Here is an 18,066-nt window from a genome sequence, read left to right as displayed (position 1 = left end):
ACTAAAACCAAATTAACCAATGACTAGTAATACACTTTTATTTATAGACGGATTGACTATGGTGGTCCTCCTGGGTATCGGTATAGTCTTTTTCCTGATCTTTGCTTTTTTCATTATCCTGAGCATGTTCTACAAAAAAATCCCGCAGGGGAAAGCCATTGTCAGGACAGGTATCGGAGGTACAAAAGTGGCTTTCAATAAGGGGATGTATGTCATTCCGGTATTTCATAAAATGGAGATCATGGATATCTCTGTCAAGAAGATTGAGATTAGCCGTATGCAGCAGGAAGGGCTGATCTGTAAGGATAATATCCGTGCAGATATAAAGGTTGCCTTTTTTGTCCGGGTCAATAAGTCCGTCGACGATGTGATCAATGTAGCGCAGAATCTGGGATGCGAGCGCGCCAGTGACCCGGAGACCTTAAAAAGTATTTTCGAATCGAAGTTTTCTGAAGCATTGAAGACTGTCGGGAAGAAGTTTGACTTTATTGAACTCTATGAAGCGCGTCGCGAGTTTAGGGATGAAATCCTTAATATCATTGGTACGGATCTGAATGGTTATATCCTGGATGACTGTGCTATCGATTACCTGGAGCAGACGGAACTCAAATTTATGAGTCCTGAGAATATCCTGGACTCGGAAGGTATCAAAAAGATCACTGAATTGACAGCAAAACAGAATATGAATGCCAATCTGATCCGTCGTGAAGAAGAAAAAGTAATCAAAAAACAGAATGTAGAAGCACGTGAGGCAATATTGGAACTGGATCGTCAACTGGCAGAAAAAGAAGAGCGTCAGAAGAGAGAAATTGATAATATCCGTGCAAGGGAAGAAGCCGAGATCGCTAAAGTGCGTGAAGAAGAACGCTTAAAATCCGAAACGGTCCGTATTTCGACAGAAGAATCCTTAGCTGTACAGGAAGAAAATAAACTCCGTCAGATCATTATTGCGGAAAAAAATAAACTCCGTACAGATGCTGTAGAAACAGAGCGTGTAGAGAAAGACCGTGCACTCGAAGAGACGGAGCGTCTGCGTATTGTGACATTGGCCCAGATTGACAAAGAGCGTTCTATTGAGACCGAGAAAAAAGGTATACAAAATGTCATCAAGGAACGTGTACAATTAGAGAAAGGCGTAATAGAAGAACAACAAGGGGTTAAAGATCTGGAAGTATTCCGTGAGGTGGAGCGTAAGAAACAAGCCGGAGTGATTCTGGCATCGCAGGAAGCAGAAGAAAAATTAATTGCTACAGTAAAAGCTGCTGAAGCTGCTAAAATAGCGGCAGAACAGGAAGCAGAGAAAAAAGTAATCGATGCGGAAGCAGCACGTAAAATTGCAGAGAAAAAAGCACAGGAGTTGCTGATTGAAGCAGAGGCTAAAAAAGAAGCTTCTTCAAAAGAAGCTGAAGCAAGAAAAATCATTGCGGAGGCGCAGGCAAAAGAAGAGGCTGCAATCGGTCTTTCGGAGGCAGAAGTAATGATTGCTAAGGCCGAAGCAGAAGAACGTCAGGGAACAGCTGCAGCGACGGTAATTGAGAAGAAAGCCGAAGCAATGCGTAAAGAAGGATTAATGCAGGCGGAAGTCGTACGTGAGAAAGCATTGGCAGAAGCATCCGGTATCGAGGAGAAAGCAGAAGCGATGAAGAAACTGGACGGTGTAGGTAAAGAGCATGAAGAGTTCAAATTGCAGTTGCAGAAGGAAAAAGATGTAGAACTGGCACACATCCATATTCAGAAAGATATTGCTCATGCACAGTCCGCAGTACTGTCTGAAGCACTCAAATCGGCGAAGATCGATATCGTGGGGGGCGAAACGATGTTCTTCGAAAATATTGTCCGTCAGGTGTCTAACTCCAAAGGGTTTGATCATCTGATTGATAACTCCAAACATGCATTGGATATCAAGAACTCCCTGATAGGACCTGATGGCAACGGAGATCTGGCCGAAAAGATCAAAGGACTGGCTGATAAATATGGTATCTCATCCAATGATATCAAGAATCTGACTGTTTCTGCTGCATTGATCAAACTGCAGCAGGCGGCAAAAGAATCTAATGATGAGGAAAATGCCGGGTTTATAAACTCACTGTTTGGAATGGCCAGAAATCTGGGTATATCAAATAAGAAGCTGGGACTTTAATAGCATAAACATGTTGTATCCGAGGTGCATTCTTCTACGGAAGGGAGTGCCCGGATACAATCTGTCAACTCATTTAGAAAGAGGTTATTAATACTTTTTTATCTGGTGAGAAGACTCTTTATCAAAATGGTAGAGAAATAGAATTTAAAGAAATCAAATAATTCGAAGATTTCTACTTTAATCTTATGGAAGGAAAAAAAGATTTTCAACAACATAACAATACATTGGATTCAGGGGCTTACGAAATCATAAGGAAGCGTCTTCTGGCTCAGCAGGAAGATCTTTCCGCGCGGTTGCGGGAATTGAATCAGGCCAGAAAGGAAGTTTTTAATTCCACCAGTTTTGTACTGAAAGCCAATCAAAGAATCACGACCGATAACAATTGTGTAGCGCGCGGGATTATTGCTTTTGATAAGCTCTGTATTTTTGGCTATAATGTACATTTTGGATTGCGTACTGAAATACAACTGAATGATGTATTCAGTATATATCTGTTCGAGAATGATCAGTTCGTAACCCAGCCCCTGGATCTTATTAATGATCCTGATTTTGTGGCAGATTATCAGAATCTGTACAAATATTACCGGGATTCTATCTTTTCGAAATTTCGTCGTACAGAGAACTATCTGTATATGATATTTCAGACGAGTAAGAATGCGGACGATCTGAAAGCTTTTAAATGGCTGATCAAAGATGGGAAACTGCATTACCAGGATGACAGAAGTATACATGAAGTCAAAAAGCCGGCTCAGCATGAATTTGAATGGATAAAGACGACACTTGAAGACAGAAGATTGGGTAAATTTCCGCATATCTCCATTCTGGATAAGGTCTTTATAGAAGCACTGCATGGTGATATTACCTTCAAAATAGAAAATAATACAGATAGTGGCAAAGGGATTTACGCAGAGAAAGTAACAAATCTCGATCAGCAGCTTGATGATGCAGAATACTATTATGCCGATCTGGGCAACCTGATTGCTATCCGTATCAAACCCTATCAGGAAGAATTCAGAGCCTTTATTTTCAACCTCAGAACTAAAGAAGTTGTCAATCTCAGGTCTCTCAATGAATCGGCTATCCTGCTGCCTGACAATCAGGGGATAATCTTCTCCAACGGATACTATCTGCAGAATGGAACAAACAAGACATTTGATGCACAGCTGGATGATGTACAATTTCTGAGAAAGATCGCTTCTCCGAACGGAGAAGATTTTCTGTATGTCTTTGTTCAGGATAAGAGCAATACTTATATCCTGATGTCCTACAATATTATACAGCAATCTGTAGAGACACCGATTATCTGTAACGGATTTACCATCTTCAAAGACGGGAGTCTGATTTATTTTCGTACCGAAGCCGAAGCTACACGACATCATCAGGTGCAGATATGGGAAACACCATATATGGCCGTACTGAAGGAAAATGAATCCCGTAAGGATGACCCTCTGTATAAAGTAGGCAATAAACAGATTGTACAGGCTATGGCGGAAGCCCAGGAAGTAGTACAACTGGTAAATAAGGAAGATTCATACGAGGGTCTTTACGAAGATATTCTTAAAAAGTCTAATGCACTGCTGGACTCCTATTTCTGGGTCCACGACGATGCATTGATGGATATAGGGGCACCTTTGACGCAGATCAGGGAAGTGGCCAATACCGCTATCGATGAGTTTGTCAAAGTACAGGCACAGCGCAAGCATGCAGAAGAAGTCATGCAGGTAACTTCCAAAAAACTGGAAGAACTGATCTTTAGTGTAAACAGTACGGTATACGAATCGCTGGATCAGCTCGTGCTACATCTGGCAAATGCGCGCAGACTGCAGGGAGAAATTATTGATCTCAAGAATGTGAGATACATCGATTTGACTGCTGTTGATAAGCTGACCGAGCAATTGGGTGCAATTATTGCCGACTTATCAGATAAAACTGTTGCTTTCTTATTGCGCGAAGAAGCCCTGGCTCCATACGAAGCAAAAGTCAATGACCAGAGAGTAAAAGTCGATGCTATCACAAAAGTGTTTGATGCACAGTCAATCGAAGAAGCCAATGGCACGATATCGGGAGATCTTGAATTATTGATTGATATCCTGAATAGTCTTAAGATAGAAGATGCTACGCAGACCACTAAAATCGTAGAGAAGATTTCGGTTATATTCTCTATGCTTAATGAGGTGCGGGCACAACTGACACGTAAACTCAATACACTCAAAAGCCAGGAGGCAGTTGCCGAATTTTCGGCCCAACTGACCTTGCTGGAGCAATCCGTTGTAAACTATCTGGAACTGTCCACATCTGCGGAAAAGGCAGATAGCTACTACACCAAAATAGTCGTACAACTGGAAGAACTGGAAAGTAAGTTTTCAGGCTTTGATGATTTTGCACTTAAGATAGCGGACAAAAGGGACGAGATCATAAAGGCATTCAATACGAAAAAAGAGCAATTGGTCGAGCAGATCAATAAGCGGACTTCCTCGCTGGAACAGATTGGCTTAAGGGTATTGAAAAATATTGAAAACAAATCAAAAACACTGGCCTCCCGGGAGGATATTCTGAGCTTCTATGCATCAGATCTGATGATTGATAAAGTACGTCAGCTGGTTTCTGAACTGCATACACTACAGGATGTCTCCAAAGCAGAAAATCTGGAAAATCAGCTTAAGAAATCTCAGGAAGATGCGTTACGTACACTTCGTGATAAGTCTGAGCTATATGTAGACGGGGAAAACATCATTGCATTAGGTAAACATAAGTTCACAGTAAACAATCAATCTCTCAGTCTTACTTTATTAAGGAAGCAGAATGAACTGTTTTATCATCTTACGGGTACAGGATTTTATCAGCCTGTCAAAAATATAGAACTGGCCAATTATCAGGATGTATGGGATCAGGAAGTAGTCTCTGAAAATGCAGTAGTCTACCGTGCTGAATATCTGGCTTATCAGGCATTTTTGGCTTCAGGACAGCCTGATTTTAATGCGGAGCAGTTTATTAATCAGTATGTTGAACAAAAATATACCGAATCCTATATCAAAGGAGTGCATAATGTGGATGCGCTGCAACTGTATACTGTCATCAAACAGATGGATGACAAGCTGGATCTGCTGCGATATAATGTACATGTGCGATCTGTGGCCTGTTTATTCTGGCATAGTTTAGCCGAAGATGAACTGCAGAAATTAACTGCATTGATCCATAGTGCAGGAACGGTGTTAAAGACATTTCCGCAGACAAACCGCTTTCAGTCGGTGATCGATGATATCCTTTTCAGATTAGAAAATTGGGAAGCTCCTGTTGCATTAGAGCGCGAAGAGAAGCAAAAGGTAGCAAATTACCTGTTTAGAACATTCGTCAGGTATGATAAATTTGCGATGAGTGAATCCGCTCACCTGTTGCAGCAGGCATTTGTACGGTTTCTGGAAGATAAGAAACTGTTAAAAGCGTTTGAAGCCGATCTGGATCATACACAATTCGATCTTTTGGATCGTTTTTATCTTATCCTGAACTGGCTGCATTCTTTTGTTGATGAGCATGTCAAATTTGAGGCCGACCGAAAATATCTCGAAGAAGCGGCTACAATTCTGTTGTTTCCAAAAGATGCCTACGAATGGATTTATGCGAAAGATACAGTAGTGATCGAGGGATTAAAGGGCAATCATCCGGTTCTCGATCAGGGAATCTATACCCTGGATTACCATCAGTTTATAGAGAAACTGGAAAATTTTGCAGCAGTAAGTGTTCCGCGTTTTGAAGCCTTTTCCAAATGGAAGGATGAACTTGGGAAGTCGTATGAAAAACAACTGAAGATCAATGAATTTGAGCCGAAAGTGCTGACTTCATTTGTAAGAAATAAACTGATCAATGAGGTTTACTTTCCTTTGATCGGAAACAATCTTGCCAAGCAGCTGGGCGCTGCGGGAGACAACAAGCGTACTGCCCGTATGGGTATGTTGCTGCTTATCTCTCCTCCGGGATACGGAAAGACAACATTGATGGAATATCTGGCTAAAATCCTGGGCTTACATTTTGTGAAAGTCAACGGGCCGACTATCGGACATTCCATTACCTCGATAGATCCTGTAGAAGCCAAAACATCCGGTGAAAGGGAAGAACTCAAAAAGATAAACCTTTCTTTTGAAATGGCCGATAATGTCATGCTCTATCTGGATGATATTCAGCATCTGAGTGCAGAATTCCTGCAGAAGTTTATCTCTCTGGCAGACGGACAGCGTAAGATAGACGGCATCTTTGATGGTGAGAGCAAAACCTATGATCTGCGGGGTAAACGTTTCTGTATCGTTATGGCCGGAAATCCGTATACTGAAAGTGGTTCGAAATTTCAGATTCCGGATATGTTGGCAAACAGAGCAGATGTCTACAATCTGGGAGATGTAATAGGCGATACTGCACATCTATTCAATCTGAGTCTTATTGAAAATGCTGCCATTGAAAATCCGTATCTGGAAAAAATAGCAGGTAAATCTTTTCAGGATTTTTATGCTTTGATCGGGTATGTGCAGCAGGGGAGTGAGCAACTTCCGGATCTGGAAGGCAATTACCTGAAGCAGGAGATTGATGATTTTATACATGTGTTAAGACATATCCTTAAAATCAGAGATATCGTGATTCGTGTCAATCAGCAGTATATTCAGAGCGCAGCTATGCAGGACAGTTACCGTACCGAACCTGCTTTCAAAATGCAGGGATCCTACCGTAATATGAGTAAGCTGGTTGCGCCTGTATTACCCATGATGAATGATAAAGAGATTGACCAGTTGATTCTGGCACATTATGAAAGTGAATCGCAGACCCTTACAGCAGATACAGAATCAAACCTTCTGAAACTAAAAGAGGTGGCCGGGCTGATCACGGATAAGGAGCAGCAGCGACTGGACGAGATCCGTGAAATTTTCAGAAAGAATAATAAGCATGGCGGTATGGCTAAGGATGATAAAGTCTTTGCACAGCTGTTAGAATTTAATGAAAATCTGGAAGGTATAATCCGAGCTATCAAAGGTAATTAGATATAAGAAAAGGGGTATTTTCAACTGGAAAATACCCCCTTTCTTATTCCTGTCCGCAGGATGCTAAAGAGCGAAGTGTCTAAAATCTGACATTAAGTCCCAGCATAAAATTAGTCGTTGCCTGTGGTGTGTAGAAGTTATAATAAAGACGATCTTTATTATCATCCAGGTAGCCCCAGGTATATCCGCTGGTTTCATATTTTTCATTGAAAATATTATTGATACTCAGACTCAGGTCAATTTTCTGTATTCCCCACATACTGAACGTATAATAGGTGCGAAGATTGTTGACAAAGAAAGCGTCAATACTTCTTTCTTTTGCAGAAGAATTGTCCAGATACTGTCTGGATACATACTTGGATGCAAGTGCAAAAGTCAACGGTGTTATCGGACTGTAGGCCAGTTCATTTGAAAGGATAGCGGAAGGGGACAAAGCAATATTAGTTTTGTTGTACTGTATAGTCTCAGCACCGAGATACTCCACAAAATTTTTGATTTTATTCTGACTCAGACCGGCAGTTGCTTTCCATGTAAACTGGTCGGAAATACGCCATGCACCGTCAAATTCGAGTCCTATACGGTAACTGTCCGGTACATTCTGCCTGATGGCAGATCCCACGTCGTTAATAGCTCCTGTAGGGATAAGCTGATCTTTATAAAACATACCGTAGCCATTGATGCCGATATTGAAGTATTCATTTCTGAGACGGTATCCAAACTCCACATCCTGCATCTTCTCCGGCTTAGGATCTGTTCCGCTGGTATTCTCTACGAAATCCTTACGTACCGGTTCTTTGCTGCCGTAGGCATAGGAAGCATATACGTTAGATGTTGAATTAATCAGGTAAGTAAAGCCAACCTTTGGATTGACAAAGTTGAATGTAGAATGAAAGTCCATGTTTTTGATCTTGTCATCATTTCCGCGGATCTTGTAATCTATATTACGGTATTGTACATCAGCCATCAGCAGCCAGTTGCCGATCTGATAATCTGTTTTCAAAAACACACTCAGGTCATTCTTTTGCGCATCACCTGCATAGTATTTATACCCGGGAGTACTTACGGTATCATACCTGGCCCACATGACCTGCCCGTAGTGATCACCTTTATACTGATTGTAAGCGCCGCCCAGTGTAAATTTAAGGTCATTGCTTGGATTGTAGTTCAGCGAGTAAGTTGCTCCGTAGAAATAATTGTCCAGCCAGCGGCGACGGATAAGATCTGTTTTCTTGTATGTCGTATTACCGATTGTGATGTCCGGAAGGCCGTATTTGGCTAACTTATCATTTTCTTTAAATTCTTCATAGTACCCGGCTCCACGTGTGTAGTGAAGAGCAGTATTCAGAGTCAGCTGGTCATTTATGAAATAGGTATAATGTAACTGATGGTGCGTCTGGGTATAATTGTCCGTTTGGTTATCATATGTATAGATATTGTATCGACGATCTGCCTGCAGCAGACGATTGATATCCTCCGGTTTGGATAATTCCATTGCTGTTGCATAATCACCCAGAGCTGCACGATCACCCTTTATTAACGGTTCAGGCGTACCATACCAGGCCTGATAGGTCTTTTCCTTACCGGAAAAGACGATTGCTTTGATAATATGCTTTTTACTGTAGTATCCTCCATCGATATAAAAGGATTTTAAGTCCGAAGAAGCACGTTCGATATAACCATCACTCAGGATGCGCGATAACCGGGCATTGAATGCAAACTTATTATTGATAAGCCCCGATCCGATCTTGAGTGTATTTTTCCAGGAATTGTAGGATCCGAATGAATTATTAAGTTCTACATATGGATTTTCTTCTAAAGTATTGGACTGGATATTCAGAGACGCACCAAAGGATCCGGCGCCGTTGGTAGATGTGCCGATTCCGCGTTGTATCTGTATATTCTCTACAGAAGATGCAAAGTCAGGCAGATTTACAAAAAATGAACCCATACTTTCAGCATCATTCAGCGGAATACCGTTCAATGTTACATTTATACGTTGGTTGTCAGATCCTCTGATCGTCATATTCGTATATCCTATACCTGCCCCGGCATCCGACCCGACGACAACCGAAGGGGTCTGATCCAGCAGATAGGGGATGTCCTGTCCCAGATTATTCTTAGCAATATCCTCTTTACTCAGGTTTTTATACGTTGTGGCTGAGTTGTTTCGCGCACGGGTGGCCTGTACCAGTACTTCTTCCGTATGAATGGAACGGGGTTCTATTTCAATCGTGATTTGTGTCTGCTGACCTGCGCGAACTGTTTGTTGTACAGTGTTGTATCCTATATAGCTCACTTTAAGAAGGTAGTCATCAGACTGCAGATTTGTGAATTGTACGATACCGGTACTATTGCTTGTCAGTGTCTGTTTGGTGCGGCCGGTCAGGGTGACGGTAGCATCCTGAAGTGCCGTAGATTTTAATTTGTCCTGAACTTTTACAGTCAGTGTCTGCTGTGCAACAGTGATAGTTGTGAGTGCGCAGAGCCACAGAACAATGATTAATGATTTAATCATGATAATAAAGATGAATTTTTTTGAGTTAAACAAACTATTGCAAGGGGCTACAACAGTGTTACAATTTAACTAACCTTTTCCCTCCGCCAGCATTATCTGGATCAGGTGCACAAGAATACTCTTGTTGGGTATAATCTCAGCCTTAATTCGTGTTCATAGAACAAGGCACCCCTATTTGATGGTTCGAAGGTAGCAAAATTAATGATGAATAATGAGGTATATGTTAAAATAATGTGAAAAAAAAAGCTTGGCACGGTTCTTTCTTTTTATTTAAAAGTTTTATTAGTAGGCTTTAGTTTTTCTTTTATAGTACGATTTAAAAAATTGTTTATTATCAGGGATTTTAGAATAAATTGAGTACTTTTGTGTATCACATTAAGTAAAACCTCCTACTCTTAGGACATTTTATAAACAAAGAAAAATGGTTAAATATTATTCTGGCGATTACGTATTGCCGATTACTAATCTGCCTATTAAGCGGGGTGTCGTTGCTATTGACGACTCCGGGGTGATTCAAGGGGTGTATGCCAATGATGCTGTAGAATTGGTTGGTAAAAAGATCGAATTGTTAAATGGAGTCTTGATACCAGGATTTATTAATGCACACTGCCACATTGAATTGTCTTATCTTAAAGGCGCGATTGCGCAACGCACTGGCCTTCCCCAGTTTATCAGTGCGGTGATGACATCAAGAAAAGAAAATGAAAAGACAGTTATTAAACACATCGAGAAAGCTGACAAGTTGATGTATGACAATGGTATCCAGGCTGTAGGTGATCATGTCAATACTTCTTTTTCCGCTGCTGTAAAGGAAAGAAGCAGTATTAAATATCACACCTTTGTCGAAGCAATGGGATTAAACAAAGATCAGGTCGAATCCCGGCTCGAAGAGGCACAGGAAACAAGATATCATTTTAATGACACACACTCTTCCATTACTCCACACGCACCTTACTCTTGTTCCAAATTACTGTTAAAAGCTTTCAAAAAAATTACCCAGGGTGATAGCCTTATCAGTATTCACAATCAGGAGAGTGAAGCGGAGAATAAACTTTTCCGTTATAAACAAGGTGAGTTTCTGAAGTTTTACGAACAGATCGGATATAATATTGCTGACTTCAAAGCACAAGCCCGCAATTCGATCCAGTCGTATCTTCCGAATCTTCCTGTCCGTAACAAACTGATGCTCGTGCATAATACCTATACCTCCCTGAAAGATCTGGACTTCGTACGTCGTATGGATCGTGAAGTTGTATGGTGTTTTTGTCCGAAAGCAAATCTGTACATTGAAGGAGCATTGCCTAAAGTGATGAATTTTGTCAATGATGATCAGAAAATTGTGTTGGGTACAGACAGCTTTGCTTCTAACGATACACTGGATATTCTGGAAGAATTGAAAGTTATACATGAGGCGTTTCCAGCATTGGAATTTACGAAAACGATTACTTGGGCTACTATTAACGGAGCTGAGTTCCTGAATTTTGATGATAAGCTGGGTTCTTTGGAAGTAGGTAAAAAACCGGGGTTGATCCTGTTGGAAGGCATGGAAAACCTGAGATTGACTTCCAATGTAACTGTTCAACGAATAGCGTAGCAATTCCTCAAAATCTTCTGTACTTTTGTTTCTGATATGAAACATTGGAATATTTCTGTTAGGGGAAAAGTACAGGGGGTTTATTTTAGACTTACGACTAAGGCGGTCGCTGATCAATTAGGGGTAAAAGGCTTTGTGAGTAACTTGCCTGACGGATCTGTATATATAGAAGCCGAAGGGGATGACTTTGCTTTAGCGTCTTTACTTGAGTTTTGTGAAGAAGGACCCGAAAGAGCAGAAGTTGCGGAAGTCTCCGCAACAGATGGCGAATGGAAAGGCTTCAGGAATTTTGAAGTATTAAAGAAAGTCAGTCATTAAAACTTAGATCGTTGTCAGTTCTCAAAAAATTTGCCGGTCAAACGATGATTTATGGATTGAGTACCATCTTTTCGAGGTTACTCTACTTCATCATGACCCCGCTGTATGTCAGTAAATATCCGCCGGCAGCATATGGGATATTTACGAATATGTATGCCTGGGCTTCTATGATCAATGCCGTACTGGCATTCGGAATGGAGACCACCTATTTTCGTTACCTTCAGAAAGTAGAAGAGAAGGATAAACAACGGGTATTTAATAACAGCTTTATTGTTATTGCTTTTTTCGCACTGCTGTTTCTCATCAGTGCAAATGTATTCTCCGGGCAAATTTCCGCTCTACTTAACAAAGGACAGTTTGATCAGGACTACCAGCGATATATTCAATATTTTGCAATTATCCTGACGGCAGATGCACTTGCCGTTGTGCCTTTTGCCAAACTCCGTTCACAAGGCCGACCTGTTCGCTTTGCTATCATCAAACTGGTCAATATCCTGACCATGATAGGGCTTAACCTGTTTTTCATTCTGATCGTTCCAGTAATAATATCAGATGGGGGAGTCGTCGGAGAGTGGTTTGCCGGATGGTTTAAGGATGGCTGGATCGGATATGTCTTTATCTCAAATCTGGTAGCGAGTGTGCTGACTCTTGTCCTGATGTTACCAGAAATGAGACAATTTAGCTTTCAGCCGGACAGGAAGCTGATCAAAAGCATGCTTTCCTATAGCTTCCCGATTCTCATTGCCAATATCTCTTTTATTATCAATGAGAATCTGGATAAGATCGTAATGCCGATGTATCTTCCGAAAGAAATCGGAGACCGGGATAATGGTATATATGGAGCGGTATCCAAACTGGCGATGTTCCTGAGTATTTTTGTACAGGCATTCCGGCTGGGAGCAGAGCCGTTTTTCTTTTCGTATTCAAAGAATGCTAATGCGCGGTCTACCTATGCTTTTATAATGGAATATCTGGTCATTGCGATGATGATCGTGATGGTGGGTATATCTGCTAATATAGAGTGGCTCAAATTTTTTATCAAGGGAGATGCTGCCCATCGTGAAATTTTCTGGTCCGGACTGTTTATTGTTCCCTTGCTGCTGTTTAACTACGTGCTTCTCGGGATATATATGAATCTGTCTGTATGGTACAAGCTGTCTGATCAGACGAGATATGCACTTTATATTTCAGGAATAGGGGCATTGATTACGGTTGTTGCCAATTATTTTCTGATTCCCAGGTACAGCTATGCAGGAGCAGCCTTTGTTACTTTTCTGGCTTATGCGTCTATGGTGATCCTGTCTTATATCTGGGGACAGAAAAATTATCCTATACCCTATAAAGTCGGGAAAATGCTGGTATATATGGTGATAGGTGCCGGAATTACGTATCTGTCTAATTTTGTATTTGACCGTAATCTGATTATTGGTAACGGATTGTTTGTGGTATTTCTGGCCGGTATTTTTATTGCAGAGCGCAAGAAAATAAAAGCTGTTCTGAAACGATGAGTATATTTTCCCTCTCCTTTTTAAGGATTGAGTTAGGGAGAGGTTCTTTTAATCTAAGAAAATTTGCTGATTAAATAATTTCCTCAGCAAACTGATGCTGAATTTCATCCAATACCTCATGAATTTCATGGTGAGACTGAAGCCCTACTAATTTCATTCTGTATTCTTTGAAGTTGGGAATGCCTTTGAAATAATTGGCGTAGTGTCTGCGCATTTCAAAAATACCTGTTTTTTCACCTTTCCATTCAATAGATTTGGTGAGGTGTGTGCGGCATACTTCTACACGCTCAGCAATAGTAGGGCCTTCCAGACGCTGTCCGGTTTCAAAGAAATGCTTGATTTCTCTGAAAATCCACGGATATCCGATAGAGGCACGACCGATCATGATTCCATCTACTTCAAATTCTTGTCTCCATGCAGCGGCTTTCTCCACCGAATCTATATCTCCGTTTCCGAAGATCGGGATCTTGATACGTGGATTGCGTTTTACATCTCTGATCATAGACCAGTCTGCCTGTCCTTTGTACATCTGTGCGCGTGTACGCCCGTGAATAGAAAGAGCTTTGATCCCTACATCCTGAAGACGTTCAGCGACTTCGTATACATTCTTGGTATTATCGTCCCATCCCAGGCGGGTCTTGACAGTCACGGGAAGGTGAGTAGCTTCCACTACAGCCTTTGTCATGGCGACCATCTTATCTATATCCTGAAGAAGGCTGGAACCCGCTCCTTTACAGACTACATTTTTAACAGGGCAGCCATAGTTAATATCAATCAGGTCAGGGTTTGCCAATGAACATATTTCAGAAGATTGACGCATATGCTCGATTTCTGATCCGAAGATCTGAATTCCGATAGGTCGCTCATATTCAAAAATATCCAGCTTCTGTCTGGACTTGGCCGCATCGCGGATCAGCCCTTCAGAAGAGATAAATTCCGTATACATCATATCTACTCCATTTTGCTTACAGACATAACGGAAGGGAGGATCACTCACATCTTCCATGGGAGCTAATAATAACGGAAAGTTACCTAAATCAATATGATCACCAATCTTGACAGACATCTTTTGAAAATTTTTCCAAAGATACGCAATTTTAAATTTCTAACGTAAAAGTGATCTGTTCAGATACAGATATGGCAAATGGCGGCTGTATAGTAAGGATAATAATGTATTACAGAAAAAGCTCCGACAGAAGGGGAGATTTGTAAATCATCCTTTTTGCCGGAGCCTTGTTCGTATTTCTGTATCCTACAATCTGTTTTTAATATCCTCGCTACTTGTACTTCTGTCTTTTCCGGAAGAGAAGTCCCCTCCGAACCGGTAAGTAAAGGTCAGCAAGGCTGAACGGCTATCACGGTTGATCTTTCCGAAGGTGCGGATGTCCGTGTAATTCGTCTCATATCGACGTTGATTAGTCATGAAGATATCGTTAATCACCAGCTTTAGCATAGCTTTGTTCCGGAGAAAGTTTTTCTGTATTCCGCTGTACACCAGACCGTAGCTTTTTAGCTCGTGAACACCGACTGTCATCCCTGAAGTATAATTGCCACCTAGCTCAAATCTCCAGTTGTGCGGCAGCGAAAAGGTATTCTGCCCGTTGAATGCTAATGTATTCCCGGCTCTTATACTTAAAGATTGGCCCATAGGAAGTTCATACTTATTGCGGTAGAAGTTACCAAAATATGTAGCAGTCCACCATTTGGTAAGTTGCAGGGGAACTGTGAGTGATAGCCCCATATTGGTAAATGTTCCGAGGTTTGCCGGGCGTTCAAAGACAGTGTTGGGTTCGGATGGATCACGACCTACGATCTCATTTACAACATCTTCCGAATGGCTGTAATTTGCAGTCAGGATATATTTTCCCAAAAGGGTATAACCTAACTCAAATGAATTGGCAAAGGACGGATTTAATCTGGAATTACCTTCGTAGTATGAAAATGGATCTGTGTATACTCTGAAAGGATTCATATCCCAGAAAGAAGGACGTTTTACCCGTCTGCTGTAATTAGCCTGCATTTTATGCTGATCGTTAATGGAATAGGTTAAAAATACAGATGGGAACAGGTTAAAATAGTTTTTAGTGAATGTTTTATTTGTGGTTAGCTGTTCGCCCTTTGTATCTGTATATTCTCCACGCAAACCGATTTGTGTATTGAATTTACCCCATTCTTTATTTACATTGATATATCCGGCCTGAATGCTTTCATGATAAATAAAATGATTGCTTGTTTTCAGATCCGGTACATATTGACCCAGCTGAAGGGTGTCGTAGCGCAGGTCATTTTCTGTTTTTACGAGACTTCCTTTATATCCGGCTTCGAATTTCAAACCGTTTTCAAAAGGTAATGTATAATCTAATTTCCCTACATATACCTTGTTCCTGGAAGGGATATCACCTATACGACCCGATACCGGACGGATTTGCTGCTGGGCTTCGTCGTTGTAAGTGGTAAGGAGGGACTGATCCATTTTGGAATAATGGTATACATGGTCCAGATCTACGGTTAGCTGATGACCATTTTCATTAAACTTGTGTACATAATTAATATTATACAACATGTCTTCCCAGCGTTCGCGTCCTTCCGTTAGGGTGTTGGCTCGCCATAAGAGCTTTTGAGTGGCCGCATTGCTGAAATCATTTTGCGTAGGTTCGTATTTCGGAAATTTGCCAAATCCACCGTTGACAAGAAAACCGATGCTGTTTTTAGGAGATAAGATAAAATCAGCTCCGATGCGGAAATTATTAGATCTCAGTTTCGGTTTTTCCAGATTGGTCTGTTTCGAAATAAATTCAGGTTCACCGGACGTATTGTCCAGCAGATAACGTGTCAGTTCCATCCTGTTCTCCAGATTTTGATAGTACTGATTATAGATAGCAAAAAAGTTTGTTTTGGAAGTCCGGTAATTCAGGTTGATACTTCCGCCGAGCTGTGCACCTCTTCCCGCCCCTCCGTTGAGATTTACTGTCCCGTTGAATCCTTGTTTCAGGCCTTTTTTAAGCACAATATTTATAATGCCACTCTCGCCCGCTGCTTCATATTTAGAAGAAGGATTTGTCATCACTTCAATCTTGGTCACATCCAGTGAAGAAGTACTGCGAAGAAGATTGGCCAACTGATCTGCAGACAGATAGGTGAGCTTGCCATTGATCATGACAGATGCATCAGACTTGCCTTTGAGCGTTACTTTTCCATCAGCGGATACGGATAGTCCGGGTATTTTATTCAATAATTCGAGACTTGAACTTCCGTCAGAGAGAGCAGAGTTTTCGATATTGACAATCATTTTATCTGTCTGCTGCTCAATAAGGTTTTTTTTCTTTTCAATAATTACTTCATCCATAACATTGGATTTGCTAACTAGCTGGATAATACCCATGTCATGATTGTTGCCGGGAGGATTAATATTAAAGCGGTTTCCGATATGATCCTGATGAGCCATACTCTTGATGGAGATATAATATTTTCCTGATATAATATTTTTAAACGTAAATGTTCCGGTACTATCCGTTACCGTTACTACAGTTTGGGTTACATTCTCTGCATTATGCAGACTGACCGTCATATAGGGAAGTGTCTTTTCTCTATGATCGACCACTTTCCCTCTGATACTGAATCCGGATTGCGCAAAAGCCGGTGAGGCCTTTACTAATGCTGCGGCTATAAATAGAAATAGTATATATGTAGATCTCATGATATGGATACGTGCAATTCGTTGTGGTACGGACAAGATGTTAGGGTATAAAAAATACATCAGGTCGCCTGTAATACAGTTTTTGTTCTTTTGTTTGAAGTTCCCCGACGATTGTTACGGGTGGTTGTTTTCTTGCTTTTTTTACCCCACCAGATGTAAAATCCGGTTATAGGCAGACTGGCACAGATAAGACTGGCCAGGAAATAGAGGATCTTGGTGGTCATACCTCCGATGAATCCGGTATGCAAAGCATAATTGTTACGCATCAGCCATTCTGTTCTGTTAGAATCTTCCATCTTTTTCTGCGTACGCGGGGTGAGCGCCAATGTTTCCCGATCAAAAGAGAGATCCCTCCAGCTACCCGCATGCATATCCGTGCAGGCATATATTGTCTTATCATCCCCTTCCGGAATGTGTATGATCACAGCCTCTTTATTGTGTAAGGCAATCTCCTTTCGTACTGTAAACCATATCTTGTCTACTTTTTGAAGATCTTCTGCGTGTGAGAATGTGATTTTCTGTTCCTCATCTGTTTTTTTGACTTCCGTTTTTGGTCTTGGAGGGTAACCACCGCTCAGCCATACGATAGATTGTCTCATCCAGGGGAAACTCATTACTAATCCCGTCAGCGACATTAAGAGGGCAAGAAGTAAAGAATAAAAGCCCAGTACATTATGCAGATCGTAGTTTATTCTTTTGAAGCGGGCTTTCCAGTTGATAAAGAAACTTTGCTTTGCTGATCTTTTATTCCATTTTTTTGGCCACCAGAGTATAATTCCTGTAATAAGGAGAGAAAAGAAAATAAGTGTGCTGTATCCTACTACTTTCTTTCCTATTTTACCGGGAAACCACAGATGACGATGGCCCTCGTCTATAAAATGGAAAAAATCTTCATGATGTGCTGTTGCCAGTACTTCTGCGTTATAAGGATTTACGTATAAGATACTGTCGCTATCATGCAGACTGACTTTGACAGACTTATTAAGCCCATTGTACCAGAAGCTTTCCGCTTCTTTTTCAGGAAATGCTTGCTTTATACTTTTGTACAGCACGGAGGGAGGAAGCTGCTCGTCGGCAGTTTTCTCTTCTACAGCAATATAATCTGTTGTCCACATTCTGATTTCCTGTTCGAAAACCAGTACGCAACCGGTCAGACTGATGAGGACTACAGGTATTCCGGTTACTATTCCTAACCAAAGGTGTAACCATGCATTGAGTTTACTTAATCTTTTTTTCACTTATTTCTTTTATAAACCGGGAGATAAGGACT

General features: G+C 41.1%; 9 protein-coding genes. 5 read left to right on the top strand and 4 right to left on the bottom strand.

All coding sequences use genetic code 11. The features are described from left to right. The first annotated feature begins 19 nt into the window (after window positions 1-19). Together I6J03_RS06750 and I6J03_RS06745 are read left to right on the top strand one after the other, a co-directional pair. Entirely contained in the window at window positions 20-2,140 is a 2,121-nt protein-coding gene (locus I6J03_RS06750) for a flotillin family protein (RefSeq protein WP_003008642.1), read from the top strand. A gap of 185 nt (window positions 2,141-2,325) precedes the next feature. Beyond that, window positions 2,326-7,164, top strand: coding sequence for a DNA repair ATPase (locus tag I6J03_RS06745; RefSeq protein WP_201694252.1), 4,839 nt, complete (start codon window positions 2,326-2,328; stop codon window positions 7,162-7,164). A 79-nt stretch (window positions 7,165-7,243) separates the two neighbouring features. Here I6J03_RS06745 and I6J03_RS06740 read toward each other — a convergent pair whose 3' ends face one another. Continuing rightward, a complete protein-coding gene (locus tag I6J03_RS06740; protein ID WP_003008636.1) occupies window positions 7,244-9,679 on the bottom strand; it encodes a TonB-dependent receptor in 2,436 nt (811 codons plus the stop codon). A gap of 421 nt (window positions 9,680-10,100) precedes the next feature. On the opposite strand from I6J03_RS06740, the gene I6J03_RS06735 reads away from it, so the two are divergent. From I6J03_RS06735 to I6J03_RS06725, 3 genes are all read left to right on the top strand, one after another. Next, the gene (locus I6J03_RS06735; RefSeq protein WP_003008633.1) at window positions 10,101-11,273 is read left to right on the top strand and encodes an amidohydrolase family protein; all 1,173 of its coding nucleotides are present in this window, start codon (window positions 10,101-10,103) and stop codon (window positions 11,271-11,273) included. Window positions 11,274-11,309: 36 nt separating this feature from the next. Then, complete coding sequence (locus I6J03_RS06730; protein ID WP_002997581.1) at window positions 11,310-11,591, top strand: acylphosphatase; 282 nt, start codon at window positions 11,310-11,312, stop codon at window positions 11,589-11,591. Between the two features lie 92 nt (window positions 11,592-11,683). Beyond that, a complete protein-coding gene (locus I6J03_RS06725) occupies window positions 11,684-13,099 on the top strand; it encodes a lipopolysaccharide biosynthesis protein (RefSeq protein WP_003008631.1) in 1,416 nt (471 codons plus the stop codon). Window positions 13,100-13,169: 70 nt separating this feature from the next. Here the strand turns inward: I6J03_RS06725 and dusB are convergent, their stop codons facing one another. The 3 genes from dusB to I6J03_RS06710 form a co-directional block, all read right to left on the bottom strand. Next, the gene (gene dusB / locus I6J03_RS06720; RefSeq protein WP_003008630.1) at window positions 13,170-14,165 is read right to left on the bottom strand and encodes a tRNA dihydrouridine synthase DusB; all 996 of its coding nucleotides are present in this window, start codon (window positions 14,163-14,165) and stop codon (window positions 13,170-13,172) included. A 186-nt stretch (window positions 14,166-14,351) separates the two neighbouring features. Continuing rightward, a complete protein-coding gene (locus I6J03_RS06715) occupies window positions 14,352-16,796 on the bottom strand; it encodes an outer membrane beta-barrel family protein (protein WP_232279745.1) in 2,445 nt (814 codons plus the stop codon). Between the two features lie 59 nt (window positions 16,797-16,855). After that, window positions 16,856-18,034 carry a PepSY-associated TM helix domain-containing protein gene (locus I6J03_RS06710; protein WP_003008626.1) on the bottom strand — a complete coding sequence of 393 codons (1,179 nt, stop codon included), beginning with the start codon at window positions 18,032-18,034 and terminating at the stop codon, window positions 16,856-16,858. Between the last annotated feature and the right edge of the window lie 32 nt (window positions 18,035-18,066).

The sequence above is a fragment of the Sphingobacterium spiritivorum genome, from assembly GCF_016724845.1.
Classification (GTDB): Bacteria; Bacteroidota; Bacteroidia; order Sphingobacteriales; family Sphingobacteriaceae; genus Sphingobacterium; species Sphingobacterium spiritivorum_A.
Note: the sequence above shows the minus strand (reverse complement) of the source record. Positions and strands in the feature narration are given on the sequence as shown.